Consider the following 24,614-nt stretch of genomic DNA (forward strand, 5'->3'; position numbering starts at 1 on the left):
TAATTTGCACACACCGGATTACCGGTCCATTGACCAGGCAGTCCTAATACTAGTCCCACCCCGGCAGCCGGGCTTAATCAGGTTTTTTCGGTGTCCTCGAGCGACTGGTCACGGACCGCCAGCACGCGCTGGACCACCGTGACGAGGCTGGCCAGAGCCAGCAACACGAGCGTCACGAACAGCGCTATGGACGGCAGCCCCAGGCCGGTGAAGCCGGTGACCACCAGGACGGACACCAGCCGCTCGGCGCGTTCGGCAATGCCCACATTGGCCTGGAAGCCCAGCGATTCGGCCTTCGCCCGCACATAGGAGACCACCATGCCAAGAACAAGGCAGACGACGGCGGCAATCGCTATCGCTTCATTGTCGCCGCCCGTAAAAAACCAGATGGCCAGGCCGGCGAAGAGCGCCCCGTCGGCAATCCTGTCCAGGGTGGAGTCCAGGAAATTGCCCCAGCGGCCTCCCCCGTTCTGCAGCCGCGCCATGATGCCGTCAATGACGTCGGAAAAGATGAAGGCGGTGATGAAGAGCGTTCCCCACCAGAGCTGGCCCAGCGGGTAGAAGACCAGGGCGCCCACCACCACGCCGGCCGTCCCGACGATGGTGATCGCGTCCGGGGATACGCCGATCCTGAGGAGCCAGCGGGCAAGCGGGGAGAACAGCGCGGTGAAGAAACCGCGGGCATGCCTATTCAGCATGCGTCTCCCCGGGCCACGCCTCGGCAACCTGCTGGCGGACTTCGTCGAGGGTCTGCGTGATCGCCTTGGTCTGGGCGATGATGGGGAAGAAGTTTCCGTCCCCGCCCCACCGCGGAACAATATGCTGGTGCAGGTGCCCGGCGATCCCGGCGCCGCCCACAACTCCCTGGTTCATGCCGAGGTTGAAGCCGCCCGGATTCGCCACCTTCCGCAGCACCCGCATGGCGGTCTGGGTCAGCTCGGAGAATTCGGCGGTCTCCTCGACCGTCAGGTCCGTGTAATCCGGAACGTGCCGGTAGGGGCACACCAGCAGGTGCCCCGGGTTGTACGGGAAGAGGTTCAGCACCACATAGCTCGTGCGGCCCCGGCACACGATGAGGGACTCCTCATCCGTGCGCGAGGGGGCGATGCAAAAAGGGCAGTCGTCCTGATTCTTGAACTGGTGCTGCCCGCCCTTGATGTAGGCCATGCGGTGCGGAGTCCACAGGCGCTGGAAAGCGTCCGGCACGCCGGCGAGGCCGAAATCATCCGTCACCTCAGCGTCGCCCGGATAGCCCGCCCCTGTGTTCTCCTGCACTGCGTACCCTTCCGCCGCGGCTAGCTGGTCCGGTCGCGGACGGCATCCACGATCCGCTGGACGGCGTCGGCCACGGGCACACCGTTGTCCTGGCTGCCGTCGCGGAAGCGGAAGGACACAGCGCCGGCCTCGGCGTCCTCGCCTCCTGCGATGAGCACGAACGGGATCTTGTCCTTGCTGGCCGTGCGGATCTTCTTCGGGAAGCGGTCCGAGGAAATGTCCACCTCGGCCCGGATGCCGGCAGCCTTGAGCTGGCCGACGACGTCGAACATGTAGTCGTTGAACGCCTCGGCCACCGGGATGCCCACCACCTGAACGGGAGCCAGCCAGGCCGGGAACGCTCCGGCGTAGTGCTCCGTGAGCACGCCCATGAAACGCTCCACCGAACCGAAGAGGGCACGGTGGATCATGACGGGGCGCTGGCGGGTGCCGTCAGCGGCCTGGAACTCGAGTTCGAAGCGTTCGGGCAGGTTGAAGTCCAGCTGGATGGTGGACATCTGCCAGGTGCGGCCCAGGGCGTCTTTCGCCTGGACGGAGATCTTGGGGCCGTAGAACGCGGCCCCGCCCGGATCCGGAATCAGTTCCAGGCCGGAGGCTTCGGCAACCTCGGCCAGGGTGCGGGTGGCTTCCTCCCAGGCAGCGTCCTCGCCCACGAATTTGTCTTCGTTCTTAGTGGACAGCTCCAGGTAGAAGTCGTCCAGGCCGTAGTCCTTGAGCAGGCCAAGGACGAAATTCAGCGTGGTGGTGAGTTCGTCCTTCATCTGTTCGCGGGTGCAGTAGATGTGGGCGTCGTCCTGGGTCATGCCGCGCACGCGGGTCAGGCCGTGCACCACGCCCGACTTTTCGTACCGGTAGACGGAGCCGAACTCGAAGAGGCGCAGCGGCAGTTCGCGGTAGGAGCGGCCGCGCGAGCGGAAGATCAGGTTGTGCATGGGGCAGTTCATCGGCTTCAGGTAGTAATCCTGGCCGGGCTTGCGCACGGTGCCGTCCTCGTTCAGCTCCGCGTCGATATGCATCGCCGGGAACATGCCCTCCTTGTACCAGTCGAGGTGGCCGGAGACTTCGTAGAGGTGGCCCTTGGTGATGTGCGGCGTGTAGACGAACTCGTAGCCGGCGTCCACGTGGCGCTGGCGGGAGTAGTCCTCCATGGCCTTGCGGATGATCCCGCCCTTGGGGTGGAAGACCGGCAGGCCGGAGCCCAGTTCATCCGGGAAGGAGAACAGGTCCAGTTCGGCGCCAAGCTTGCGGTGGTCGCGGCGCTCGGCCTCGGCAATGCGCTCCTGGTAGGCCTTCAGGGCGTCTTTGGTGGGCCAGGCGGTGCCGTAGATACGCTGCAGCTGCTGGTTGTTCTGGTTGCCGAGCCAGTAGGCGGCCGACGAGCGGGTCAGGGCGAAGGCATTGGAAATGAGCTTCGTGTTGGGCAGGTGCGGGCCGCGGCACAGGTCGCACCAGAGGCTGTCCCCGCTCTTGCGGTCCACGTTGTCGTAGATGGTGATGTCGCCGGCGCCCACTTCAACGTTGACGCCTTCACCGGCTTCGGCGGCGTTGTTCTTCTTGCCCAGGAGCTCGAGCTTGTAGGGCTCGTCCTTCATGGCTTCGCGGGCTTCGTCCTCGGAGACGACGCGCCGGACGAACTTCTGGTTCTGGTTGATGATCTTGAGCATCATCTTTTCCAGGGTCTTCAGGTCTTCCGGGGTGAAGGGTTCGGCGACGTCGAAGTCGAAGTAGAAGCCGTCAGTGATGTAGGGGCCGATGCCCAGCTTGGCGTCGGGGCGCAGCTGCTGCACTGCCTGGGCCATGACGTGGGCGGCCGAGTGGCGCAGCACGTTGAGTCCGTCAGGGGAATCGATGCTGACGCCCTCGATCCGGGCGCCTTCGGGAAGGGGCTGGTCCAGGTCCTTCAGCTCGCCGTCAACGCGGGCCACAACGACGTCGCGGCGCTCGAAGAAGAGTTCCGCGCCGGTAGTTCCGGTAGTCACCTTCATCTCTTCGCCATCGACGATGAGGGTGATCTGCTCGGCATCTGACACGGGTGTCTCCTATTCAAAGTTAAGGCTTCGTAGCTTGTGGCATACGGGGACCACAGCCAGCCTCGTCAATGGTATCTGTAACGGGAGAGGCCAGCCAAAGCGGCGCACGGGCGGGCCCGTCAGCCTCCCAGCCCGGTGATGGCCAGATTGCGGCCGATTCCCTCCAGCGGCCCCGGCACCCTGAATTCGTCCGGGATGACCGTTCCGGGGTGGACATCGGACGTGCCCTGGCCGCCGGAGCGGGTTCCGGGACCGGGGTGCTCCGGACCTTGTTCAGCCGCACCCTCTGTGCCGGGCGCGCCCTGCGCCGGGAAGGCCTCTTCAGGGAAGGGCAGTGTGTCGATCCGGCTGAGGTCCCAGGCCATGCTGGCGCTGAGGCTAATCCCCCGCGGGCCTGTTCGCCTGGTGGTTCCGCGGATGAGCAGCAGCCGCGTGCCGAACAGCAGTGGCCCGGCGTGCTCCTGGGCTTCATGGAAGAACACCGAGTCCACGCATCCCGTGCCGTCATCAATGCTGATGAAGACAACCCGCCGGCCGCCGCGCATGGGCGGGGTCTGGGTAGCAATCCGGACGCCCGCCACCAGGACCTCCGTGCCGTTCCTGAGTCCGAGCAGTTTGTCTGCTGTGGTGACACCAAGCTTGTCCAGGAGCGGCCGGTGGCTCGACATGAGGTGATCGCTGACGTCCACAGCCATCAGGTCAAGCTCCGCCCGGACATTGTCCACCATGGTGGGCGGCGGAAGCTCGGCCTTCACGTTCCGCAACTCGACATCGCCCAAAGGCAGCGCCAGTTGCCCCTCGATGACGTCGGGCCCTTTCCGGGCCTGCCGGCCCTGGAGGTTTTGGAGGTGCTGGACCAGGTCTGCACGGTTGGCGGCGCCGCCCGATTCACGGTGCAGCGAATCGAAGGCACCCAGCTGGGCGAGCCGCTTGATACTCGGTTTGCTCACCCTGGACCTGGCCCGAAGGTCCGCCAGGGAATCGTAGGGCTGCCCGGCCACGATCCGTTTCAGCTCCGAACCGGAAAGGCCGAAGATCCCGTTCAGGCTCAGCCTGATGCCGAGCTTGCCCCGGTCCGGCCCTTCAGCGACCCGCTCCACCCGGTACTCGGCGCCGCTGCGGTTGATGTCCAGCGGAAAGATGGGGATGCCGAGGCGGCGCGCCTCAGCAACCAGCAGGCGCTTGGGATACATGCCGGGATCGTGTTCCCACAACCCGGCCAGGAAGGCCTCCGGATGGTGCGTCTTCAGCCAGGCCGACTGGTAGGTGGGCACCGCAAAGGCAGCCCCGTGGGCTTTGCAGAATCCGAAACTGCCAAAAGCCTTCAGGGTCCCCCAGACCTTGTCCACCACCTCCGGGGTGTAGCCCCTGGCCCGGGCTTCCTTGCGGAAAAATTCCTCCACCTTGGGTTCAAGGAGCTCATTGCCCAGGGCACGGCGGAATTCATCTGCCCTGGCCAGCCCGCAGTCCGTCATGACGTGGAAGGTTTTCAGGATCTGCTCATGGAACACGGTGACCCCGTGCGTTTCCTGCAGCACCGGCTTGAGGTCCGGATGGGGATAGACCTCTGGCGCGAAACCGTGCCGGTGTTCCAGGAAGGGCCGGACCATGTCCGATTTCATGGGCCCGGGCCGGAACAGCGAAATATCGATGATGAGGTCATTGAAATCCCTCGGCGCCATTTTTCCCACGAGTTCGCGCTGGCCCGGCGATTCGATCTGGAAACAGCCCAGGGTATGGGTGCTTCTGATGAGCTCGTAGGTGGGTTCATCATCCAGCGGCACGGCGTTGAGGTCTATGCGGCCATCCTCGCTGATGTAGTCCGGACCCTTGCCGTCCGGCCCCACGGGATGGGCCCCTGCGGCCACCACTTCCTCCTTCGAAGGGTGGATGCGGATGATCTCGCGCACGGCAAAGGCCATGGCGCTCTGCATCCGGACACCCAGCACATCGAGTTTGAGCATGCCCATGGGATCCATGTCGTGCTTGTCGAACTGGCTCATGGGTAGCCCCAGGCCGCTGGGCTGGACGGGGGTCCGGTCCAGCAGGGTGGCATCCCCGAGAATCACGCCGCAGGGGTGCATGGAGATATGGCGCGGGAGGCGGTCCAGGCGCTCGGTAAGATCCACCAGCAGGTCAAGCTGCTGGTTTTCCGAAAAGTCCCGTTGCTCCACCCGGCCGGCGAATTCCCGCAGTTCGGGTTTTTCCTCCAGCGCTTCCCGGAATTTCCGGGCAGAGAACCGCCACAACTGCTTGGCAATCTCCCCCACATCGCCGCCGTCCATTCCCAGGGCCATGCCTGCATCCCGCACGGCTCCCCGGGCGCGGTAGCCGTTCTGCATGCTCATCAGGGTGACGCGCTGGGCGCCGAAACGGTCAAAGATTTTCCGGTAAACGTTGTGCCGTTCAGCGCTTTCGACGTCGATGTCGATGTCGGGCAGGGTGGACCGGTCCCCGGACAGGAACCGTTCGAAAATCAGGTCATGCTGCAGCGGATTCACCTGGCTGACGTCGATCAGGTAATTCACCAGGCTGGACGCCCCCGACCCCCTGGCGGCGGCCCGCACCCCCATGTCCAGGATCATCCGCGAAACCTCCGCCACAGTGAGGAAGTAGGAGGCGAAACCGAGGTTGGCGATGATCTTCAGTTCATGATCGAGCCGCGCCCGCATCTCGGCATGCGCTGTGCCCGAAATCCCCGGGAAGCGGCGGGTGACCCCGGCTTCGCAGCGAAGGGCCAGCTCTGCCAGCGGATCCCCTTCAATGCCGATCACTGAGGCCTCGGGCACCACCGGCCGTTTCCAGCCCATGTCGGAAACCGGATCCATGCGGCACCTGTCCGCGAGCGCCTCCGTTTGCGCGAGGAGCACCTGGAGATCCGCCGCCCCGTAACCGGCGGCGTGAATGATTTCCTTCCCCAGCTGAAGCATCTGCGAGGGCGATTTCAGCCACCCCTGGCCGTTGGGCTGGAGCATGGGCGCGGCGGACAGCTCGGGCAGCGACTTCAGGGTGCGGGCGGAATCCAGGACGTCGGCCGTCGCGGCGCCGTCCTCCGCGCAATAGCGGACCGCGTTGGTGAGCACTGCCGGAACACGGAATTCCTGGGCCAGCTTCAGCATCCGCACTGCATGGGCCGTGCTCAGCGGCTCCCCGGGAGCAGTGAGATGGGTGACAACTTCGGCGGCGAGGCTTCCTGCCGGCAAGGCATCCAGCCAGCTCTTGAACAGCGTGCGTGGCCGAAGGTAACGCCGCCCGCCCAACGCCCGTCCGACGTCGGAATCAGGGCCGACCAGGACGGTGAGCACCGGCTTCAGGGTGCTGGGGTCAAGGATCCTGGAGGCGAGCTCCGCCCGGGTGACGGCAACAGGGACCGCTCCCCCGGCCTTGCCGGTGGTGCGGGCGTGCGCATCCGAAATCAGCCGGCACAGCGCCTTGTAGCCGGCACCGTTGGTGTGGCCGTGCGCAAGCACCACCACCCGGCCGGAAAGCTGTGTGCGGAGGTCTCCGTCGTCGTCGAATACGGCGAGGTCCACCCCTACAACCGGGTCGATGCCGGCAGCCATGCATGCCTTGAGGTGCTTGACGGTGCCGTAGAGCCCGTCCCTGTCTGTGCATGCCAGGGCCGTTGCCCCCTCGGCCGCTGCCGACTGGGCAAGCTCATCAGGCCAGGAAACACCGTAGTGGGCGCTGAAGGCGGTGGAAACGTGAAGGTGCGTGAAGGTCATGCTGTCTTATGCCGGAGTGCGTCGTGGATCCGGAGCAGCCTCCAGCGTCCGCTGCCGGTGTGTCGGACCAGATCCAGGGTGAGGGATTCATGGGGTTCAAGGGATTCCGCAGAATCAAGGCGTTTGCCGTCGGCGCGGGAGGGCACCACCTGGATGCGCCAGATCTCGTGGTCAACGAGCCCCGGCCCGCTGCCCAGCGGCGCCCGCCGCTCCTCCGCCCACCACTGCCGGCGCTCATACCAGCGCACCGGTTCGGCGCAGACGGTGTACTGCCTGCCGCCCCATTGGACTTCCACGGGTTCGCCCGCCCCGTTGCAGACGACGTCTACAGACTCGCTGAACGTGCCCACGGGTGCCTCCGGAAACCAACATGAATCTGCTGAATATAAACGGTTATTCGAATATGTATTCGAATACGTCCAGTCTACGCCGGGGCTCGGACAAAACCTAGATGGGTGTGGACTGACGGCGGCTTAGGGGGCAGGATGGTGCCATGAGTTCCAATGACGCGCTCCTGAAGCATGTAAGCATCGCCGCCAATGAGGCAACCCTCGTGGCCAGGTTTGATATCGAGGGCAACATTCCAGGATCGGGCGCCTTTGTCGTAGGGCTCATGGCTGCCACTCCGGACTATTCGCATCAACGGAGGCTGGGAATCGAGTTCATGAACGGTGAAGCGGTCTCCATGTACTTCTTCAACCACGACGAGACGGAGGAGACTTTTGACATCAGCAACGTCGAGCACTCCGGCAACACGATTACCGGCAACTTCCCTGTAAGCACAGTGTTCGGGCTGGGCAAAGGACATCTCATGTCAGGCTTCAGCGAAGCCGACGGCCGGGAATACCAGTCCGGAGTGCCCGTGGAGGAATCGCTTTAACCAGCCCGGGCGGGGCTAAGAAGCCCCGCCCGATAACGCAAGCCCCAGGGCTTAGTTGTTGTCCTTGTGGATTTTCAGCTCGAGCTCAATGAACTTCGAGATCATGGCCCGGTACGTGCTTTCCACGATGTCCGGGTCAATTTCCTTTTTCTGGGCAGCAGCCCGGACGTGCTCAATGACCCGTTCCACGCGACCAGGGGCCCTGACTTCCGCGTCGTCGCCCTTGAGCGTTCCCGCGATCCTGATCAGGCGCTCACGGCGGGCGATCAGCGTGACGATCTGGTCGTCCACCTCATCGACGGCGACCCGAACGGCAGCGAGCTGCTCTTTGTCAGCCTGGGCACTTTTCTCGTCTCCGTGATTTGTGGACATGTCCATGACAGTATCGAACCATGCAGCCCCGAGTCGATTTTATTTCACTGGGAGTGCGAAGCGTGGCCGCCTCCCGCCGCTTCTATGTGGACGCCCTCGGCTGGCCCGTCCACCGGGAGGTTCCGGATGAGGTGGTGTTCATCCAGGCCAACCACGGCCTGGTGCTCTCCCTGTGGGACGCAGCGCAGATGCAGGCCGAAGCCGCGGTGGACGCCCCGTCTTCTGTCCCCTGTATTACGCTGAGCCACAACGTGGGCAGCGCTGAAGAAGTCGACCGCGTGATGGCACAGGCGGAAGCCGCCGGCGCCGCCGTTGTGGCCGCTCCCAAGACGCAGCCCTGGGGCGGCTACACGGGATATTTCGCGGATCCGGACGGCTTCCGGTGGGAAATTGCCTATAACCCCACGTGGACCGTGGACGACGGCGGACGCGTCACCGTCTGATTCCTGCCGCCGTGTGCAGGTGTCAGAACAGTGCCTCGACGGGTTCGATGAGCTCCGGAGAGTTATTGCGGACATTTCCGACGGCCGGGCCGACGGAGTCCACGCGCCAGCCGGCGGCAACGTCCGTCACGCCTGAGCGGACCAGGTCGACCAGGCCGGCGGCGTCGTCAGCCTGCGGATCGATCCAGGCCGCCATCGTTTCCCGGCTCATGGGAAGGGGGACGCGGTCGTGGAGCGCGGTGAGCTCCCCGAAAACCGTGTGCTCGGCACCGGCCGGCGGGGAATCCGCAGTCATGATAGACATCGAAAGCATCCAGCGGGCGGGGTCGTCCTGGTCCTTCGACGGGTCCTTCCACCACTCGTAGAGTCCGGCGAAGACCATGCCGGAACCGTCCCTGGGGCGGACGTAATAGGGCTGCTTGCTGCGGCCCTCCCCCTGCTTCCATTCGTAGTACCCGTCGGCCGGCACCGCGCAGCGCCGAGACTGGACCGCTTTGCGGAAGGCGGGCTTCTCGAGCACGCTTTCACTCCGGGCATTGATCATCTTCGGGCCGATGACCGGGCTCTTTGCCCAGGACGGCACCAGGCCCCAGCGCGCAATGTGCAGCTGGCGGACCGTGTCGCCGTCGACAAGCCGCTCCAGGACGATGGGGGCACCGTCGGTGGGCGCAACGTTCCACGACGGCGGGATCTGAACTTCGTTTTCGATTTCGGCGTCGAATTCTGCCAACAGGTCCCCGACCGCCCTGGCCATGACATAGCGTCCACACATGGCACCAGCATGCCATCGCAACAGAGGCGGGGGAATACCGGCTCCCGGGTTACCGTTGTCACGAACGAACTGACAGGCAAGACATCAACCAGAGGAGAGCTCTGTGGATTTCACTCCCGAAGACGGCACCATCACCATGTTTTCGACCACGTGGTGCGGCTACTGCAACCGGCTCAAGAAGCAGCTGGACGCGCAGGGAATCGGCTACACCGAAATTAACATCGAAGAGGTGGACGGCACCGCCGAGCTCGTGGAGCAGATCAACGGCGGCAACCGCACCGTCCCCACCGTTCTCTTCCCGGACGGCACCGCGGCCACGAACCCGTCGGCGGCCGAGGTAAAGAGCAGGCTCGCAGCCTAGGAGCGCTTCTCGCCAGAACGGCTGAACACGCATGGCGGCTGTCCGGCCCGCTGCCCGTACCCGACGAACCGGGACGGGTCAGCGGAGCAGGGCAGCCGCAGCTTTTTGCAGCGACACCGCGATTCTCGTAAGCGTTGCCGATTCCACCGACCACTGTTGCCAATAGAGCGGAATATCCATGTGGCGCTCGTCGTCCAGGACGACCAGAGTGCCGGCCGCGATAGCGTCGGAGGACTGAAGGTCGGGCAGCATTCCCCAGCCCAGCCCCAGCTCGATCGCGCGGAGGAAGTCGGCGGATGCGGGCACGTAATGCCGCGGCGGCACTGCGCCGCCGCCACCCAGCCGCTGCTCAAGGTAACGGTCCTGCAGGGCATCCTTGCGGTCGAAGACCACCACGGGTACCGCGGACAGGGCGGCGTCGGTGAATCCGTCCGGCAGCCACTGTTCGGCAAAGGCCCGGTTGGCCACCGCCCTGTACCGCATGATGCCGAGGGGCCGTGCAAGGCACCCCTGCACAGGGTTCGGATTGGATGTTATCGCCGCCATCGCCGTGCCTTCCCGGAGACGGCCGATCGAGTGGTCCTGGTCGTCGATGGTGACTTCGAAGCTGGCCCGGTCAATGGCCGCCAGGGCCGGCAGGACCCACGTGGCCAGCGAGTCGGCGTTGACCACCAGCGGTATGCGCGGGCGGGCCCCGGCTCCCTCCAGGCCCAGCTCTTCCATGGCCTCACTTTCGAGGAGTGCCACCTGACGGGCCAGCCGGACCACCACACTTCCCGATTTGGTGGGTCTGGCCGGTTTGGTCCTGAGCAGCAGGACGCGCCCCGTCTGCTGCTCGAGGGCCTTGATCCGCTGGCTGACCGCTGACGAGGTCACATGGAGGACCTCGGCCGCCCGGTCGAAGGTGCCGTGTTCGATCACCGCAGCCAGCGTCCTGAGCTGTTCGGTTGTCGCGTCCATCCTGAAATTTCCTTAAGGTACGTAAGAAAGTTTAGCTGTACTCATGATTCCGCGCCGCCTAAAGTCAAGCAAGTGGAATTCACAACAACTTTCGGATCGCTCCTGGCCGGCTTCGGTGCCGGCCTCTCGCTCATCGTTGCAATCGGCGCCCAGAACGCCTTCGTGCTGCGCCAGGGATTGCGCCGCGAACACCTGGCCCCCATCGTGGCGGTCTGCATCGCCAGCGACGCCGTGCTGATCGTTGCAGGCGTGGCTGGAGTCGGCGCCCTGATCCAGGCCGCGCCGTTCGCCCTGGCAGTGGTCCGCTGGGCGGGCGCCGCCTTCCTTCTCGCTTATGCCGTCATCGCCGCGAGGCGGGCCCTGAATCCCGGGGCGCTCGCCGCTTCCGGCCCGCCTGCCCGGACCACGCTGGCCGCCGCGGTGACCACCGCCGTCGCCCTCACCTGGCTCAACCCGCACGTGTACCTGGACACAGTGGTGCTCCTGGGCTCGCTGGCGTCCGGCCACGGCCAGGATGGCCGCTGGCCGTTCGCCTGGGGAGCGGTGGCCGGCAGCACGCTGTGGTTCAGCCTCCTCGGCTTCGGCGCGAAGTTCCTCGCCCCGGTCTTCGCCCGCCCCGGCGCCTGGCGCGTCCTCGACGGCGGAATCGCCGTCCTCATGACGGTCCTGGCTGTGCTCCTGGTGGTTTCGTGACACTCGCCGCCGCCGGGCGCTGGACACACCGGGACGGCTGAACACACAGGATAGGCACCGACGCTGCGGTGCCTATCCGGTTTGCGCCTAGACCTTCTCGTGGATACGGTCAGTCATCGGTTTCGAAGCCTGGTGCTCCCTGCGGCGGGCAAGGAAGGCCCACAGTTTGGTTTCGTCCGCGTGGGCGGGTTCCGGGGTTTCCGCAGGTGCGGTCTCCCGGCGCCCTTCAGGCTTCCGGGCTGCGTCCTTCTTAGTGCCCCAGCCGAAATCCTCACGCGATGAGTAGCACATCACCGACCTCCTTTACAGCGGCTGTCCTTTAATGGTGCGCCGTTTTGGGCCGAAAAGTCGACGGGTTTCCGGACGATTGGGCCCGCAGATCCGTGGGCGTTACTTACTTGTTTGCAGGCTGCTGAACTCCGCGTGCCTCAGGGATGCGTAACCGGCGTAGGTGCTGACCACGGCTGCTTCGATGGCATCGACGTCCAGGTGGGGCACGAGGTCGTTGACCGCTCCTGCGGTCGCCGGATCCCAGTCCAGGCCGAGGGCCGCGTAACTCGCTGTGAGGACGCTGCGGATCGGTGCCGAGTCTTCCACCACCACCACGGAGCTGAACAGCCAGCCGCCGGAAACCACGCGCTGGGCGGTTCCCACCAGCTTGACCTGGTGCGCCGGGAACTGCGGATCCGTGCCGTGGACGCTGTATTCACCCGGGCAGTACTCACCCGGGATCTCCCCGACCGCAGCCTGCACGCCTGCACTCCGGAGCGCCTGCGCCAGCATCTCGCCGAAGAATGCGAACCGGCCCTTGGCACCGGCGATGGCGTCGGAGTGCGGCTCCACATGGTCGATGATCAGCGTGCCTTCGTGGTACGCAGCCGCCCGCCCTCCGGCCTTCCGGATCAGGGGTTCAAACCCCAAGTCGCGGCAGGCCTGGGCAGCAGCACCGAACCCGGGCAGATGCGCGTCGCGCTGGCCGAATGCCACGGTCGGGGCCGGGCGGTACAGCCGCAGGGTCGGCCCGATCCGGCCGGTCTTGGCCTGGCCCAGCAGCTCGATCCCGAATTCAAGGTCCCTGACAGCCCCCAGCGACTCTGCCTGGCGGACGACGGTCAGCGTCCGCGAGTCAGCCCCGGCCTGCTGCATATTGCTAAGCTCCCTTATGGTCATATTGCAATTCCTGGTGGTAGCCGCTGCCTTCGCCGCGATCGACGCCGTATGGCTCAAGCTCATGAACCCGTTCTACCGCAGCCACATCGGTGACTTGCTGGCCGACCGGCCCCATCTAGGTTACGCCGTTGCTTTCTACCTGATTTACATTGCGGGAATCGTCTTTTTTGCGTTGCGGCCGGCGCTCGACGGCGGCAGCTGGCTGACCGCCGTCGGGTTCGGAGCAGCGCTGGGCGCCTTCGCCTACGCCACCTATGACCTGACCAACGCAGCGACGCTCAAGGCCTGGCCCCTGCAGCTGATTCTCGTTGACATGGCCTGGGGCGCTCTGCTGACGGCGCTCGCCACGCTGGCCGGCTGGCTGGTGTTCCACTAGGGGATGCCGGGGCACTTACAGGCCCTGGGGCCGGTCAGGACTTCCGCAATGTCAGGATCTGCTCCGCCCGGCCGAACGGGCCGGCGAGGTCGTGCAGCACCGTTGACGTGAGACCGATCCCGTCCGCGCCGAAGGACACGGCGTTGTCCAGGCCAAGCCATTCGCCCTCGGGCCTGCGGTACATGTGGATCTGCAGGTCGAGGTTGGGGAAAGCGTAGCTGCCCTTGCCGGGCGGAACCCGCGCGGCGATGCCGTTCGCGGTATCCACGAGCCCCATCAGCCTGGCCAGGTCGGTGCTGTCGGCGGTGTCCGTCAGCGGATGGTCGGTGCGCAGCCAGACCTTCCCTGCGCCGGGCCGGTGCCCCTCGGCCACGCGCATTTCGAGCGAGCGGATGTACCCTCCCGGCCAGATGCTTGCGCCGTCGTAGGGCTTGCATTCATCCGGTGACGGAATGACGGCGTCTTCGACGGCGGCGACGGCGGATGTGTCGCTGGTGATCATCCGCCAGGCCGTTGCCCTGATGACTGCCCGTCCCCCCGCCACAAGCTCGGCCTGTACGAGTTCGATGGTCCGGCCCGGGCGGAGGGTCCTGGTGACGACGTCGACCTCGCCGCCGGGAATCAGACCCAGGATCTCGTAGCTGAGCCGCGCCATGCGCATGTCGCTGCGCGGCTCGTGGCGTTCCAGCCGGTCCGCCAGCAGTCCGGAGGCCGGAGCCATGTGCTGTTCGTGCTCGTTCCAGGCCCCCTGGGCGTGGATGGTGGAGCGGAAGCGTCCGCCTCCCAGGTCCTGGTAGTAGAAGTCGCCGTCGGCGAGTTCCGGCAGTGCAGCAGTCAACGTTGACCCTTTCGAAGCTTGGAATTAACCCGGAATCACACTATCGCCTCCGGCGCATGCCTGCAGGGTCACAGTCACGCTCAAGGACGGCGCCAGACCGATGCGGACTCCGCTTCCGGCGCGGTCACGGTCGACTCCGACACGGCTCGCCGTTCGTCGTCCAAAGCGCCACGAAGCAACACGCAGGGCCGTGGCCCGGGCGGAAGGTAACCGGCAGGGAAGACAACCAGCCCCTTGGGAAGAAAACTGCCCAGGTGCCCGTCCGGCGTCGTCAGCTGTTTTGGCGGCGCCGGACGCGCGCTTAAATTTCCCGATCTCCATATGATGTTCTGGGTAGACTCGGAGACTGGTCCTTCTAGCAGCCCTCGGAAGAGGTGTTCCACTGATGCGAGTTATTAGCTACAACCTCCGCAAGCACAAGGCGAGCGGCGAACTGGTCAGTCTGGCCCGTAATTTCGGTATAGACGCCCTGTGCCTGCAGGAGTGCGATTCGGCTGAGCTGCCGGACACGCTGGGCCCGCTCCAGCTGGCCGACTTCACCAAGGGCAACCGGCTGGGCCTGGCAATCTATTACCGCAGCGACCGGTTCACGGCGCTGGAAACCAAGACGTTTGCCCTGCACAAGTCCATGCACGACCGCGTGATGGCGCCGGCCCACGAGCGCCTGATCGGGACGCGCATGGTGGACAACGCCACGGATCACGAACTGGTCATCGGCTCGTTCCACGCGGCTCCGCTCACCGCATCAAACTCGCTGCGCCGGAAGCAGATCCATGCGGCCCATGCGGAACTGCTGAGCATGGGTGAGGGCCTCATGACCCTGATGGTCGGGGACTTCAACTACCCGTTCTTCACGAAGAACCTGCACGCCCGCATGAAGGACTCCGGCTACGCCCTGTCCCTGAGCGACCGCAGGACATATACGCGGTACAAGGTCTTCAAAGGCCACTTTGACTTCGCCACTTCCCTAGGCCTGGACATCGAGAGCGTGGAGACCCTGCCGCGGGGCAAGTCAGACCACCTTCCGATCCTGATCACGGCGGAGTACGGGCAGGACCGGGCACCGATCAAGGCGGCGCAACCCGTTTCATGATGTGACGGCTTCTCCGAGGGGACCCGTGCGCTTGAGCCGCGATTGGATCAAAAAAGCCGTACCGGGCATCCATCTCGCCCGGAGCTATAAGTGGTCCTGGCTAAAGTCCGATCTTGCTGCCGGAGCGGCACTCAGCGCGGCGCTGATTCCTGCGGGGATGGCCTACGCTGAAGCGGCCGGCCTGCCGGCCGTCACTGGCCTATACGCGTCGATTGTTCCCATGGTATTTTATGCCGTCTTCGGCCCTTCTCGAGTGCTTATCGTCGGGCCGGATTCTTCGCTGGCTCCAATGATTTCGGCGGCTGTCCTCCCGCTGGCCGGCAATGAACCGGCGCATGCCGTCGCGCTGGCCGGCGTTCTGGCCATCCTGATCGGCGTTTTCCTCATCGCCGGCCGGATTTTCCGGCTCGGGTTCGTGACCGGCCTCCTCTCGAAGCCCATACGGGTCGGCTACCTTAACGGCATCGCTCTGGCCATCATCGTCAGCCAAGTGCCACGGCTGCTCGGGATCACGGTTCCGCCAGGTCCGCTCCCGGACAGGGTGGCGGCAACGGTGGATGCCGTCCTTCAGGGATCCATCAATCCCCTGGCAGTGCTATTCGGGGCGGGGACGCTGGCGATGATCATCGCCGGCCGCTTCCTACCGTGGAGAGTGCCTGTGGTTCTGCTGGCAGTGGCAGGGTCCATCGCCGTTGCCGCATCGGTTGAGGCGGGACCAGGCCTGGGCATGGTGGGTGCACTGCCGTCGGGGCTGCCCGCACCTGCTTTGGGCGGCGTCAGCATAGAAGAGGTGATGAGCCTGATCGGACCTGCGGCGGGAATTGCGCTGATTGCCTTCGTCGACACGTCCGCGCTATCCAAAAGCCTGGCCAGGCACAGCGGGGGCCGCAGCGTCGGCAACCAGGAAATGGGTGCGTTAGGCATCGCCAACGCAGCAAGCGGGATGTTGGGCGGGTTTCCCGTCTGCGGGAGTTCTTCACGGACGCCCATAGCCCTCGACGCCGGGGCACGCACTCCGTTCAGCGGCATCGTGGCAGCCGGACTGGTGACTCTCTTCATGGTGGCTGCACCCAATGTGACCGCCTTCCTGCCGACAGCAACGCTCGCTGCTGTCGTGATCGTGGCCGCCGCATCACTCGTGGATATCCGGACGGTTCTGCGGCTGGTGAGGATGAGCCGGACTGAAACGCTGCTGTTGCTCGCGGCGTTTTTGGGCGTAGCGTTCGTTGGCGTCCTTGAAGGCATTGTCCTCGCCATCGCCCTGTCCCTGATCGCATTTGTCCGCCGTGCGTGGGATCCCTACCGCACGGAACTGGCCGGCCTTGACGGCATTCCCGGCTATCACGACCTGACGAGGCATCCCGAGGGCAAACGCGTGCCCGGCCTGGTGGTGGCCCGCTTTGATGCTCCGCTTTTCTTCGCGAACGGGGAAGTTTTCGCAGACCATATACGAAGCCTCGTAAACAATGCGCCCGGACCGGTGCACTGGGTGATCGTCGCAGCGGAGCCGATCACGGATCTGGATACCACCGCACTGGACGAGCTCGTCCGGCTGGACGATGAACTGGCCCGGCTCGGAACCAGCCTTGTGTTCGCAGAGATGAAGGGTCCGATCAAGGACCGCATGATCAAGTTCGGAGTCCGCAGCAGATTCGGACCGGACCACTTCTTTCCAACCATCCATAGCGCCGTGCGTAGCTACAAAAAGACGATGGGACTGGAATGAACCCCTGCTACTCCTCCGCCGTCAGAGGAACCACCTCGATCCGGGCATCCGGTCCGATCACAACCAGCACACGCTCGCCGCTGACGCCCGCCAGTGCCTTTGCAAGTTGCCCGGGGTCCGGCTGGCCGGGTTCGCCGGGTTCGCCGGAGCCAGTCCCGCCGGCGTCGGCCCTTTTCCAAACGGTGATTCTGGCCCCGCTCGCCTCGCTGATGACGCGGGACAAGGGGGCGGGGTCGGAGCCGGTCACCAGGATGACATGCCCGATCGTGCGCCGCGGGGGCGGCGGTCCCAGCGGCAGGGCTGCGCGCTCCCGCCTCCAGACGCCGTAGTGATAGCCCGCCACGAGGCCCGTGGCCACGAGCAGCCCGAGCGGTGCCCGCACCCGCCCGGCGAGACTCCCCCGGCCCGCGCCGTCCAGCAGATATTCGAAGGCCTGGTAGCCGATGACCAGCAGCGTCACGAGCGCCACGACGGCGCTGAGCCCGAAGACCGCGACGAGGTAGATGCGCCGCCCGCTCGTGCTCTTCCCCGACGGCGGAGTCCCGCCGTCGGGGACGGCTCCATCCGGGTGGCCGGTCGGATTCCAGACCCTCCACCAGACGGGCCCGCCGGTGGCCAAAGCACTGATACCGCCAAGCAGCAGTGTCCTCGTGTCCGTCCCCGCGAGCGTGGTCTCGGCCAGCCCCAGCGTGGCATTGACGATCACCCCTATCCCGGAGGCGGCGGCCGCCAGGGCGGCTCCGGAGGCCAGCAGCCTGGCTGCCTGCCGCATCTGTCCTGACCGCCTCTCGGCCAGCGTTGTGTGGTACGCCCAGACGATTGATCCGATCGCGGCTGCCGCCAGCGCTGGCCCGAGCGGGTCCAGGATCCGGTTAAGGGGATCGGTTCGGTCCAACACCAGACGGAGCAGCACGAACAGGGCGGTGACCGCGCCTGAGATCGCCAGAATGCACCCGCCGAGGACGCCGAAAACGGCAACCGCCACATTGGCCAGCCCGGTGGTCAGGAGCCGGCCCCCGCCGCGGATCCAGTGCCACCACCAGGCCAGGCCTCCGCCTGCCGTCCAGACGAGCGACTGGATAACGGAGACCCACCATGGCCGGCCCAGGGACGGCGCCGCCGCAAACACCTGCAGGGCAGCACCGAGAAGGCCGCTCAGGGCTGTGGCCGCGCCGCCGGCGCCGAGGAAGAGGCCGAACACCGATCCGACCAGCGAGGGTACGCCGCTGAGCCGCCGGGGACCTTTGACCGGGTGCAGCCACATCCGGCGGTGCCACGCCCAGACGCCGGCCCACGCGATGCCTGTTGCCAGGGCAGGACGCCACTGGGCGGACTCCCCTGCGACAAGCTGCGCGCCCATGCCGAGAAACGCCGTCGAGAAGGTGATGAGTGCAACCGCATAAATGCCGGCGACGTAGAGTCCCCAGGCGAGGGAGGCACGCTCCGCCTCCTCGCTGAGCCGCCGCCACACAGTCCACCACAGGACGGCTGCCAGCGATCCGCCAACCACCGCGAAGGCCAGGGACCTTGCGAGGCCTCCGACGTCGTTCCCTGCGAGCGCCGTGCCGGCGCTCAACAGCCGGTCCAGCAGGCCCGCCAGGCCGGACGCCCCGATGAGCATGAGGGCAAACATGAGCAGGAAGACTATGAGCCGCCGGACCGTGGGCAGTGCTTCGTGCGTTGGCTGGGCTGCCGCGGGCCGGACGGCGCTCACGGCTTCCCCAACGGATCCGGACAGACGGTGAGCTGCCACGGGGCGGTCTTCACGAGCCACTTGCCGTTGACTTTGACGAGGTCAAACACGTCCTCGGTCTCGTACTCAGGGTTCCCGAAGGGCCCGTTTCCGTTCGAAACGGTCAGCACCACGTGCACATCCGCGGAATCAGGGCGTTCGGTGGTCGATAGCAGCGTGACCCGCAGGCTCCGGGTCGACACGCTGTCGACCGGTCCGCACTGCCGGCCCGAACTTTCCGCAAGGTAGCTGGCGGCGCCGGCCTCGTCGCCGTCGAGGACCGCCTCTGCATAGCGTTGCACGACGCCCGCCGGCGTATCCGCCGACAGCGGCTCAGGCTGGCCGCGGAAAAAGACCGCCGCCAGTGCCAGCACCACGAGGCCGGCAATGACGGACAGGATAACAATCAGGATCCGGTCAGGCCGCCCCGCAGGTGCGCTCATCCCAAGAGCTAGGTGGGGCGGTGCTCGACGGTGAAGTCGCCGCCGGGATACATGATGGTCTCGTGCCCGTCGTCGAATCGGACGAAGTACGGCGGGGTTCCGTCGGGACCGCGGACTTCGAGAATCTCGCCGTGACGGTCGGACGACTCCACCGTCCTGCCGTGGATGACGATGCGGTCTCCTTGGCTTGCCTGCATGGCAATCACCTCCCAGCCCAAGAGTACGATGCTCTTCGGCTCTGGGGAACAGCCTGCGAGGACAGGATCACGAGCCGCCGGCGTCAGGCCCGGCCGCTGGCGTGCAGGATGCAAAACGGAGTCCAGGGCCGGGCTTCCAGCCGCCCCTCGGCGATCTCTTCGCCGCACACCGCGCAGATGCCGAATGTGCCGTCATCGATCCGTTCCAGGGCGGCCTCGACCTGGGCGAGGCCGGACCTGCTCTGATCCAACAGTGCCGACGCCTGAGAGAGTTCGAAGGCGATGGTGGCACCTTCGGGATCGTGCTCATCGTCCACGTTAGAGTTTTGCCGGGCCTCGTTGGCCGAGGCGATGTCCGCGCTGAGTGCCGGGAGCAAGGCCAGCTTCCGGGCGCGTTCCTCTTCAAGCAGGATCCGGAACCGCTCAGTGTCCGCCATCTTGGCGTCTCCCGTCCCGGTGGCCGCGGAGAAGCTCAGCGCCCGTCATGACGGAGGGGCCGCCGGTGGTCCAGCAGCTTTTCGCTCAGCGCGGGCCAAGACGCGGCGAAGGCGGGGTGGAGGTTGATGCCGGCCACCTCATGGATCGGGATCCAATCCAGTTCAATACTTTCGGGGTCGCTGATGGCGGGTTCAAACGGCTCCACGACCTCCACCGCCACGGTGGTATAGGACCAGTAGCCGACGTCGAACACCGAGGTGAAGAGCACCCTGACGTTCTGCTCCGGGACGGCGGCCTCCTCATAGGCCTCGCGCAGCGCACCCGAGACAGGATCCTCGCCCTGGTGCAGCGCGCCACCGGGGAGCCCCCACGTCCCGCCGTGGTGGCTCCACGTGGCGCGGTGCTGGAGCAGGACCCCCTTTCCGGCGTCGTGGGCCAGGAGCCCGGCGGAGCCGAACCGGCCCCAAAACTGTCCGCGGTCCCCGTCCACCCAGGCATCGCCCGGGTCGCGCGGGCCCAGCGGACGGCGGGGATCTCCAGGCGAGGTGGGCACAATTTTCTCCATCGTCCCAGTCTGCCCCATCGGAAAATGCTGTGACAGGCCGCTGACGCAGCACCAAGGCAGGGAGCCCGGCCTGCCTCGGCAAGCGGGGCTCTCTGTCACGTCAGTCGTGCTTGAACGCGTCCTTGACCTTTTCGCCCGCCTGCTTCAGATCGGCCTTGGCCTGGTCGGCTTTCCCCTCGGCTTCGAGGCCCTCGTCGTCCTTGGCCTTTCCGGCACCTTCCTTGGCCTTGCCGGCCAGCTTTTCCGCCGTGTTGTCGATCTTGTCGTCCAGACCCATGGCACTGTCCTTCCGTCTGCGCTGCCCGCTGGCTGCAGGCCGGCTCGTGTTCCCAGTGTAGGATCGCCGCCCGGCCGGGTGAAGGCACCCAAACCTTGGGGTTGGGGAATCGCGGACCCGGCAGACCCCCTGTTTGGGGGGTCTGGGCAACACCACCTGTTCAGGTCTGAAGACCGGGTTTTCCCAAGACGTGCGGGCCAGAGTTGCAGTGTCCTGAAGTTGCAGGTAGCCGCGAACCTTCACTGCAGGATGGCCGGGTCCGGGCGCACTCCCCCCAAAGCGCCGGACCCGGCTACACCCCTCCCGCACAGAGGCCGCACCCGACGGCATCGGCGGGGGCGTGCGTTCAGCTCCAGGGACTCCAGCCAGGGCCCCGGGCTGCCAGAAGCCTGTCGGTGGCCGAGTCCGGCTGCCCTTCGAAGTATTTATCCAGCACCCGGTGGAAGACCGCTTCGCCCGGTGCTGCCCGCAGGAACAGCGTCATCGATGAATGGAGCTTCAGCGAGTCGATGCCGCCGAAGACCTGAGTGGCGTTCCGGGCGTTGAGGCCCGCCACGATGCCCGCGCATTCGATGAGCCGGGGGCCGAGCACCGGATGCCGCAAGTAGGCCCGGGCCTCGTCGAGGGAGGCGATGGCGTAGATCCGGGACGTGGCGCTCAGGCCCAGCCCGGCGATCTGCGGAAAGACGAACCACATCCAGTGGCTGCGCTTGCTTCCGCTCCGGAGCTCGACGACGGCGGCATCGTATGTGCCGCCATCGTTCTGGGCGGTCACGAACCGCTCCAGGTTGTACCGGTCACCGTTGGGGTCATCCGGGGCAGGCCCGGCAGGATCGCCACTCATACCCCATGGTGGCCGGGCTGTCTTTCGGCGGTCAAGATCCGTGATGCGCGACGGCGGGCCGTCGCCTTCAGCGGACACGTTTCGTTCACGCGTCCGTAACCCGGCCCGAAAGCACGCATCTCACGGTGCCGGGCGGGACGCTGCGCGTAGATGGCTGCCTGGGGCGGCATGCGGCACCACTTTTGCGGCGCTTCAAGAGGTCCCGTTAACAATTCGGAAACAGAACGGTCATGCGGGCTTTACCTGACGGCGTTTTCTGAAACGTGGGGGAAACTTTTTTCGCCACGGCCTGAAACAAACGTCCACCACTATCGATGAGGGGCTTGGGACCGGCAGCAGCGGTCTCCTGTACGGATGACTTGTTGCGAAGGGAAGACGCGTGGAGATCACTGCGGCAAATGTTTGGATGATGGTGTCAGCGGCGCTTGTCCTTCTTATGACACCTGCACTGGGCCTCTTTTACGGCGGCATGACCCGAGCCAAGGCATCCCTGAACATGATCATGATGAGCTTCATCTCCGCCGGCCTGGTTGGCGTTGTCTGGGTCTTGTGGGGTTACTCCATGAGCGTGGGCGAAGGTTTCCTGGGCCTGTTCGGAAACCCGTTCACCAGCTTCGGACTGGAGGGCCTGCTCGGCACCCCGGATCTGATCAAGGCAAGCTTCGCCGGGACGTTCGCCATCCTCACGGTGGCCCTGATCAGCGGAGCCATCGCCGACCGTGCCAAATTCACAGCCTGGGTGGTCTTCGTGCCCATCTGGATCACGCTCGTCTACTGCCCCCTCGCCTACATGGTCTGGGGCGGCGGCCTCATGAGCCAGGGCGGAGCCGTCAGCGCCGTCTTCGGACAGGTCATTGACTTCGCCGGCGGCACCGTCGTCGAAATCAGCTCCGGTGTGGCCGCACTGGTTCTTACCGTGATCGTCGGCAACCGCCACGGCTTCCGAAAGGACCCGGGCCACCGCCCGCACAACATTCCGTTCATCATGCTCGGCGCTGGCATCCTGTGGTTCGGCTGGTTCGGCTTCAATGCCGGTGCCGCCACGACAGCCGAACAGGCGGGCCTGATCTGGATCAACACTCTCGCGGCTCCCGCAGCGGCGATGCTCAGCTGGCTCGTCACGGAGAAGATCCGCCACGGCCACCCCACCTCGCTCGGAGCCGCGTCCGGTGCCGTGGCCGGTCTGGTGGCAATCACCCCCTCCTGCGCCAACATCAGCCCGCTTGCCGCAGTGGGTCTTGGCCTCCTGGCCGGGATCGCCTCGGCGCTGTTCGTCGAACTGAAATTCAAGTTCGGCTTTGATGACTCGCTCGACGTCGTCGGCGTTCACCTGGGCTCCGGCCTGGTCGGCACGCTGGCGCTGGGCTTCATCGCCCTTCCCGTCAACGGCGAAGGCGGCGGGCTCTTCTACGGCGGCGGATTCCAGCAGCTCATCGCCCAGACCGTGGCGGTCCTCATCACGCTCGCACTCTCAGGCCTCATGACCGCCGTTATCGGCGTCGGAATCCACAAGACCATCGGGTTCCGTGTCAGCCGCGAGGCCGAGGTCACCGGCGTGGATCTCTCCGAACATGCCGAGACGGCCTACGAGTTCGGCGGACTGGGCCCCAGCCAGTTCCACCCGCTGCGGCAGCACATCCACACGGCGTCCGCCGTGCGGCCCGCAGATGGGTCGGCTCTGGAGCAGGAAGAGATCCAGGCGGACGCCGCGGCAGCCGATGAAGTCCAGCGGGTCGCCGCCCCGGCGTAGGACTAGCCCAGCCGCAGCTCCGGGCGGCCTTTCGCCACCTCGTCCAGCACCACACGGATCACCTCACTGGCCGCCGATCCGTCCGGTCCGGTGTCCGTCGCCCCCGCCATTACCGTCCGCGCGCGGCGGGCGAACCCGTCCCAATCGCCGCCGCCTGCGCGGAGGGCCCGCAGGGGTGCCATGAGGGCCGCGCGGCGCAGCCAGGCGTCCGGCTCCCCTGCCCACCGGTCCAGGACCGCGTCGGCGCGGGCCCTGGCCTGGGCGTCGAGTCGCTCCATCAGCGGACCGACGACGTCAACGGCTAGCGGATCAACCAGAGCCGGCACGCCCGCCTCCCGAACGAAGCCTTCGATCCGTGTCAGGTCGGAGTTACTCAGCATTTCCACCTTGGACTGCAGGAGAACGACGGCGGCCAAGCGGCGCTCGTACACCGGCACCGACCACAGCTCCGCACTCAGGGCCGTGACGTCATCGTGGGTCAATCCGGAGTGGCGGCGGAGGGCATCGCGGACCGTGCCGCGGACCGCCCCCACGGACGCACCATAGAACTGCAGATCGACGCCGAGCCTGAGGCGCATCTCGTCTGCCCGGTACCACGACGCCTCGCGCTGCAGCGAGTCGTCGATGAATTCTCCAGCCGCACTCACCTCCCTATTCTTTCGGCCACCATGGCTATCGACAAGAATGCTCCAGCGGAGGAGGCTTTCACCGTACGCGACTCGTAGTCCGGACTGGCGTGAATTGGGCCAGCCGGCCCCGCTGGCGGTTCCCGTATGAAGGCGTCCAGCACTGTCCCAACCCTGCTACGAAAGAAGGAGCGCAAGTGTCCCAAAACGTTGTCTCCCAGCTAAGCGTCAAGTCGCACAACTCCCCCGATGAACAACGCCGACCGGACAAGGCCGAAGTGGACGTCGTCACTGTCGGGGACTACACCATCGGCAGGTTCAAGTTTGAGCCCGGCTGGCGTTGGTCCGAGTCCATCAAGCCCTTGGCAAAGACCGATTCCTGCCAGAACAGCCACGTGGGATTCTGTGTTTCCGGCAGCCTCGTCGTCGAGACGTCGGATGGAAAACGGATAAACATTACCGAAGGCGATTCCTACACCATCCCGCCGGGCCACGACGCCTGGGTCGAGGGGAACGACTCCTTCACCGGCATCGAGTTCCTGAGCGCTGCCACGTTCGCGAAAGCCACGGAATAGCCGAACGGTGCCGGCAGGCCAACCTGCCGGCACCGTCCCCGCCGGCACAGTTTGGCCTGGTCTCTCCACCCCCGATTTCCGTGCAGCGGTCCCACGGACTCACTCGTCGGCGTGCGGCGGCGTTTTTTGGTCCGCGCGCTTCGGTCAGGACGCAGCCAGCGCATCTGCTCAGCCTAGGCAAACGGGCCTCTGGTGCGCGCAAATGTGGCGTGCCCGCGAAATTGTTTCAATTCGGTGTTCCTGCAGGTCAGCCGCGCCGGCGGCGGCGTGGCGGTGATTTGCACGACGCCAGCGGTTTGCGGACAAAGATCACAATCAAGTAACGTTGGCGCCTGGCCCACAAGGGCTGGCCCGAACGGGCCCCGGATGCCTGAACGCTGGGCCCGGATGCGCTGAGCGGCACCATGTCCGCTCCGGCCCCACCGACGGGGGCCCAGAAACGCTTCGCGCTTT

General features: G+C 65.8%; 28 protein-coding genes. 9 read left to right on the forward strand and 19 right to left on the reverse strand.

Annotated features, from left to right (window positions below):
* Positions 1-77 precede the first annotated feature (77 nt).
* The 5 genes from pgsA to ABFP37_RS05190 all read right to left on the reverse strand — a co-directional run bounded on the left by pgsA (position 78) and on the right by ABFP37_RS05190 (position 7,380).
* Complete coding sequence (gene pgsA / locus ABFP37_RS05170; RefSeq protein ID WP_078028935.1) at positions 78-698, reverse strand: phosphatidylinositol phosphate synthase; 621 nt, start codon at positions 696-698, stop codon at positions 78-80.
* Positions 688-1,275 (reverse strand): HIT domain-containing protein, encoded by a 588-nt coding sequence (locus ABFP37_RS05175; protein WP_078028871.1) that lies wholly within the window; start codon positions 1,273-1,275, stop codon positions 688-690. The genes pgsA and ABFP37_RS05175 overlap by 11 nt, the downstream gene beginning before the upstream one ends.
* A gap of 20 nt (positions 1,276-1,295) precedes the next feature.
* The gene (thrS, locus tag ABFP37_RS05180) at positions 1,296-3,305 is read right to left on the reverse strand and encodes a threonine--tRNA ligase (RefSeq protein ID WP_347032922.1); all 2,010 of its coding nucleotides are present in this window, start codon (positions 3,303-3,305) and stop codon (positions 1,296-1,298) included.
* A gap of 119 nt (positions 3,306-3,424) precedes the next feature.
* Positions 3,425-7,030 carry a DNA polymerase III subunit alpha gene (dnaE, locus tag ABFP37_RS05185; protein ID WP_347032923.1) on the reverse strand — a complete coding sequence of 1,202 codons (3,606 nt, stop codon included), beginning with the start codon at positions 7,028-7,030 and terminating at the stop codon, positions 3,425-3,427.
* Positions 7,027-7,380 carry a hypothetical protein gene (locus ABFP37_RS05190; RefSeq protein ID WP_078028868.1) on the reverse strand — a complete coding sequence of 118 codons (354 nt, stop codon included), beginning with the start codon at positions 7,378-7,380 and terminating at the stop codon, positions 7,027-7,029. The genes dnaE and ABFP37_RS05190 overlap by 4 nt, the downstream gene beginning before the upstream one ends.
* Positions 7,381-7,523: 143 nt before the next feature.
* Between ABFP37_RS05190 and ABFP37_RS05195 the strand changes: the two genes are divergently transcribed.
* The gene (locus ABFP37_RS05195) at positions 7,524-7,910 is read left to right on the forward strand and encodes a hypothetical protein (protein WP_078028867.1); all 387 of its coding nucleotides are present in this window, start codon (positions 7,524-7,526) and stop codon (positions 7,908-7,910) included.
* Positions 7,911-7,961: 51 nt separating this feature from the next.
* On the opposite strand, the gene ABFP37_RS05200 is transcribed toward ABFP37_RS05195, so the two are convergent.
* Positions 7,962-8,282 carry a chorismate mutase gene (locus tag ABFP37_RS05200; RefSeq protein ID WP_347032924.1) on the reverse strand — a complete coding sequence of 107 codons (321 nt, stop codon included), beginning with the start codon at positions 8,280-8,282 and terminating at the stop codon, positions 7,962-7,964.
* A gap of 20 nt (positions 8,283-8,302) precedes the next feature.
* Between ABFP37_RS05200 and ABFP37_RS05205 the strand changes: the two genes are divergently transcribed.
* Positions 8,303-8,725, forward strand: coding sequence for a VOC family protein (locus ABFP37_RS05205; RefSeq protein WP_347032925.1), 423 nt, complete (start codon positions 8,303-8,305; stop codon positions 8,723-8,725).
* A gap of 22 nt (positions 8,726-8,747) precedes the next feature.
* Here the strand turns inward: ABFP37_RS05205 and ABFP37_RS05210 are convergent, their stop codons facing one another.
* Positions 8,748-9,497 (reverse strand): SOS response-associated peptidase, encoded by a 750-nt coding sequence (locus ABFP37_RS05210; protein WP_347032926.1) that lies wholly within the window; start codon positions 9,495-9,497, stop codon positions 8,748-8,750.
* Between the two features lie 103 nt (positions 9,498-9,600).
* Between ABFP37_RS05210 and ABFP37_RS05215 the strand changes: the two genes are divergently transcribed.
* On the forward strand, positions 9,601-9,858 hold the full coding sequence (locus ABFP37_RS05215) for a mycoredoxin (protein WP_078028863.1): 258 nt from the start codon (positions 9,601-9,603) through the stop codon (positions 9,856-9,858).
* A gap of 78 nt (positions 9,859-9,936) precedes the next feature.
* On the opposite strand, the gene ABFP37_RS05220 is transcribed toward ABFP37_RS05215, so the two are convergent.
* Positions 9,937-10,818, reverse strand: coding sequence for a LysR family transcriptional regulator ArgP (locus ABFP37_RS05220; protein WP_347032927.1), 882 nt, complete (start codon positions 10,816-10,818; stop codon positions 9,937-9,939).
* Between the two features lie 72 nt (positions 10,819-10,890).
* On the opposite strand from ABFP37_RS05220, the gene ABFP37_RS05225 reads away from it, so the two are divergent.
* Positions 10,891-11,511 (forward strand): LysE/ArgO family amino acid transporter, encoded by a 621-nt coding sequence (locus ABFP37_RS05225; RefSeq protein WP_260680702.1) that lies wholly within the window; start codon positions 10,891-10,893, stop codon positions 11,509-11,511.
* An 87-nt stretch (positions 11,512-11,598) separates the two neighbouring features.
* Here the strand turns inward: ABFP37_RS05225 and ABFP37_RS05230 are convergent, their stop codons facing one another.
* On the reverse strand, positions 11,599-11,802 hold the full coding sequence (locus ABFP37_RS05230) for a hypothetical protein (RefSeq protein ID WP_347032928.1): 204 nt from the start codon (positions 11,800-11,802) through the stop codon (positions 11,599-11,601).
* 99 nt (positions 11,803-11,901) lie between these two features.
* Complete coding sequence (locus ABFP37_RS05235) at positions 11,902-12,681, reverse strand: lipoate--protein ligase family protein (protein ID WP_260680701.1); 780 nt, start codon at positions 12,679-12,681, stop codon at positions 11,902-11,904.
* On the opposite strand from ABFP37_RS05235, the gene ABFP37_RS05240 reads away from it, so the two are divergent.
* Positions 12,674-13,057: a DUF2177 family protein gene (locus ABFP37_RS05240; protein ID WP_078028858.1), complete on the forward strand. Its 384-nt coding sequence runs from the start codon at positions 12,674-12,676 to the stop codon at positions 13,055-13,057. The two genes, ABFP37_RS05235 and ABFP37_RS05240, sit on opposite strands and share 8 nt — an antisense overlap.
* A gap of 34 nt (positions 13,058-13,091) precedes the next feature.
* Here ABFP37_RS05240 and ABFP37_RS05245 read toward each other — a convergent pair whose 3' ends face one another.
* On the reverse strand, positions 13,092-13,895 hold the full coding sequence (locus ABFP37_RS05245) for a thioesterase family protein (RefSeq protein WP_078028857.1): 804 nt from the start codon (positions 13,893-13,895) through the stop codon (positions 13,092-13,094).
* Positions 13,896-14,280: 385 nt separating this feature from the next.
* Here ABFP37_RS05245 and ABFP37_RS05250 point away from each other — a divergent pair, with 385 nt between their 5' ends.
* Positions 14,281-14,988: an endonuclease/exonuclease/phosphatase family protein gene (locus ABFP37_RS05250; RefSeq protein ID WP_078028856.1), complete on the forward strand. Its 708-nt coding sequence runs from the start codon at positions 14,281-14,283 to the stop codon at positions 14,986-14,988.
* A gap of 25 nt (positions 14,989-15,013) precedes the next feature.
* Positions 15,014-16,714 (forward strand): SulP family inorganic anion transporter, encoded by a 1,701-nt coding sequence (locus tag ABFP37_RS05255; RefSeq protein ID WP_347032929.1) that lies wholly within the window; start codon positions 15,014-15,016, stop codon positions 16,712-16,714.
* Between the two features lie 7 nt (positions 16,715-16,721).
* On the opposite strand, the gene ABFP37_RS05260 is transcribed toward ABFP37_RS05255, so the two are convergent.
* The 7 genes from ABFP37_RS05260 to ABFP37_RS05290 all read right to left on the reverse strand — a co-directional run bounded on the left by ABFP37_RS05260 (position 16,722) and on the right by ABFP37_RS05290 (position 21,210).
* On the reverse strand, positions 16,722-18,467 hold the full coding sequence (locus tag ABFP37_RS05260; RefSeq protein WP_347032930.1) for a DUF5671 domain-containing protein: 1,746 nt from the start codon (positions 18,465-18,467) through the stop codon (positions 16,722-16,724).
* Positions 18,425-18,889 carry a hypothetical protein gene (locus ABFP37_RS05265; RefSeq protein WP_078028853.1) on the reverse strand — a complete coding sequence of 155 codons (465 nt, stop codon included), beginning with the start codon at positions 18,887-18,889 and terminating at the stop codon, positions 18,425-18,427. Before ABFP37_RS05265 ends, ABFP37_RS05260 begins: the two co-directional genes overlap by 43 nt.
* A gap of 8 nt (positions 18,890-18,897) precedes the next feature.
* Complete coding sequence (locus tag ABFP37_RS05270) at positions 18,898-19,086, reverse strand: DUF1918 domain-containing protein (RefSeq protein ID WP_078028934.1); 189 nt, start codon at positions 19,084-19,086, stop codon at positions 18,898-18,900.
* Positions 19,087-19,169: 83 nt separating this feature from the next.
* Positions 19,170-19,523 carry a TraR/DksA C4-type zinc finger protein gene (locus ABFP37_RS05275; protein ID WP_078028852.1) on the reverse strand — a complete coding sequence of 118 codons (354 nt, stop codon included), beginning with the start codon at positions 19,521-19,523 and terminating at the stop codon, positions 19,170-19,172.
* A 35-nt stretch (positions 19,524-19,558) separates the two neighbouring features.
* Complete coding sequence (locus tag ABFP37_RS05280; protein WP_347032931.1) at positions 19,559-20,089, reverse strand: NUDIX domain-containing protein; 531 nt, start codon at positions 20,087-20,089, stop codon at positions 19,559-19,561.
* Positions 20,090-20,189: 100 nt separating this feature from the next.
* A complete protein-coding gene (locus ABFP37_RS05285) occupies positions 20,190-20,366 on the reverse strand; it encodes a CsbD family protein (protein WP_078028850.1) in 177 nt (58 codons plus the stop codon).
* A gap of 346 nt (positions 20,367-20,712) precedes the next feature.
* Positions 20,713-21,210 (reverse strand): DUF1810 domain-containing protein, encoded by a 498-nt coding sequence (locus ABFP37_RS05290; protein WP_078028849.1) that lies wholly within the window; start codon positions 21,208-21,210, stop codon positions 20,713-20,715.
* Between the two features lie 379 nt (positions 21,211-21,589).
* Here ABFP37_RS05290 and ABFP37_RS05295 point away from each other — a divergent pair, with 379 nt between their 5' ends.
* The gene (locus ABFP37_RS05295) at positions 21,590-22,960 is read left to right on the forward strand and encodes an ammonium transporter (RefSeq protein WP_347032932.1); all 1,371 of its coding nucleotides are present in this window, start codon (positions 21,590-21,592) and stop codon (positions 22,958-22,960) included.
* Between the two features lie 2 nt (positions 22,961-22,962).
* Here the strand turns inward: ABFP37_RS05295 and ABFP37_RS05300 are convergent, their stop codons facing one another.
* A complete protein-coding gene (locus ABFP37_RS05300) occupies positions 22,963-23,607 on the reverse strand; it encodes a DNA alkylation repair protein (RefSeq protein ID WP_347032933.1) in 645 nt (214 codons plus the stop codon).
* A gap of 176 nt (positions 23,608-23,783) precedes the next feature.
* Here ABFP37_RS05300 and ABFP37_RS05305 point away from each other — a divergent pair, with 176 nt between their 5' ends.
* Complete coding sequence (locus ABFP37_RS05305) at positions 23,784-24,161, forward strand: cupin domain-containing protein (RefSeq protein WP_078028846.1); 378 nt, start codon at positions 23,784-23,786, stop codon at positions 24,159-24,161.
* The last annotated feature ends 453 nt before the right edge of the window (positions 24,162-24,614 follow it).

Source organism: Burkholderia sp. RS01, assembly GCF_039748055.1.
In the GTDB taxonomy this organism is placed as follows: Bacteria; Actinomycetota; Actinomycetes; order Actinomycetales; family Micrococcaceae; genus Arthrobacter.

Excerpts from the sequence above, each read along its gene's own strand:
- pgsA (WP_078028935.1), bottom strand. The coding sequence starts at position 698 with ATGCTGAATAGGCATGCCCGCGGTTTCTTCACCGCGCTGTTCTCCCCG.
- dnaE (WP_347032923.1), bottom strand. The coding sequence starts at position 7,030 with ATGACCTTCACGCACCTTCACGTTTCCACCGCCTTCAGCGCCCACTAC.
- ABFP37_RS05195 (WP_078028867.1), top strand. The coding sequence starts at position 7,524 with ATGAGTTCCAATGACGCGCTCCTGAAGCATGTAAGCATCGCCGCCAAT.
- ABFP37_RS05200 (WP_347032924.1), bottom strand. The coding sequence starts at position 8,282 with ATGTCCACAAATCACGGAGACGAGAAAAGTGCCCAGGCTGACAAAGAG.
- ABFP37_RS05205 (WP_347032925.1), top strand. The coding sequence starts at position 8,303 with ATGCAGCCCCGAGTCGATTTTATTTCACTGGGAGTGCGAAGCGTGGCC.
- ABFP37_RS05210 (WP_347032926.1), bottom strand. The coding sequence starts at position 9,497 with ATGTGTGGACGCTATGTCATGGCCAGGGCGGTCGGGGACCTGTTGGCA.
- ABFP37_RS05220 (WP_347032927.1), bottom strand. The coding sequence starts at position 10,818 with ATGGACGCGACAACCGAACAGCTCAGGACGCTGGCTGCGGTGATCGAA.
- ABFP37_RS05230 (WP_347032928.1), bottom strand. The coding sequence starts at position 11,802 with ATGTGCTACTCATCGCGTGAGGATTTCGGCTGGGGCACTAAGAAGGAC.
- ABFP37_RS05240 (WP_078028858.1), top strand. The coding sequence starts at position 12,674 with ATGGTCATATTGCAATTCCTGGTGGTAGCCGCTGCCTTCGCCGCGATC.
- ABFP37_RS05235 (WP_260680701.1), bottom strand. The coding sequence starts at position 12,681 with ATGACCATAAGGGAGCTTAGCAATATGCAGCAGGCCGGGGCTGACTCG.
- ABFP37_RS05250 (WP_078028856.1), top strand. The coding sequence starts at position 14,281 with ATGCGAGTTATTAGCTACAACCTCCGCAAGCACAAGGCGAGCGGCGAA.
- ABFP37_RS05265 (WP_078028853.1), bottom strand. The coding sequence starts at position 18,889 with ATGAGCGCACCTGCGGGGCGGCCTGACCGGATCCTGATTGTTATCCTG.
- ABFP37_RS05270 (WP_078028934.1), bottom strand. The coding sequence starts at position 19,086 with ATGCAGGCAAGCCAAGGAGACCGCATCGTCATCCACGGCAGGACGGTG.
- ABFP37_RS05275 (WP_078028852.1), bottom strand. The coding sequence starts at position 19,523 with ATGGCGGACACTGAGCGGTTCCGGATCCTGCTTGAAGAGGAACGCGCC.
- ABFP37_RS05280 (WP_347032931.1), bottom strand. The coding sequence starts at position 20,089 with ATGGAGAAAATTGTGCCCACCTCGCCTGGAGATCCCCGCCGTCCGCTG.
- ABFP37_RS05285 (WP_078028850.1), bottom strand. The coding sequence starts at position 20,366 with ATGGGTCTGGACGACAAGATCGACAACACGGCGGAAAAGCTGGCCGGC.
- ABFP37_RS05290 (WP_078028849.1), bottom strand. The coding sequence starts at position 21,210 with ATGAGTGGCGATCCTGCCGGGCCTGCCCCGGATGACCCCAACGGTGAC.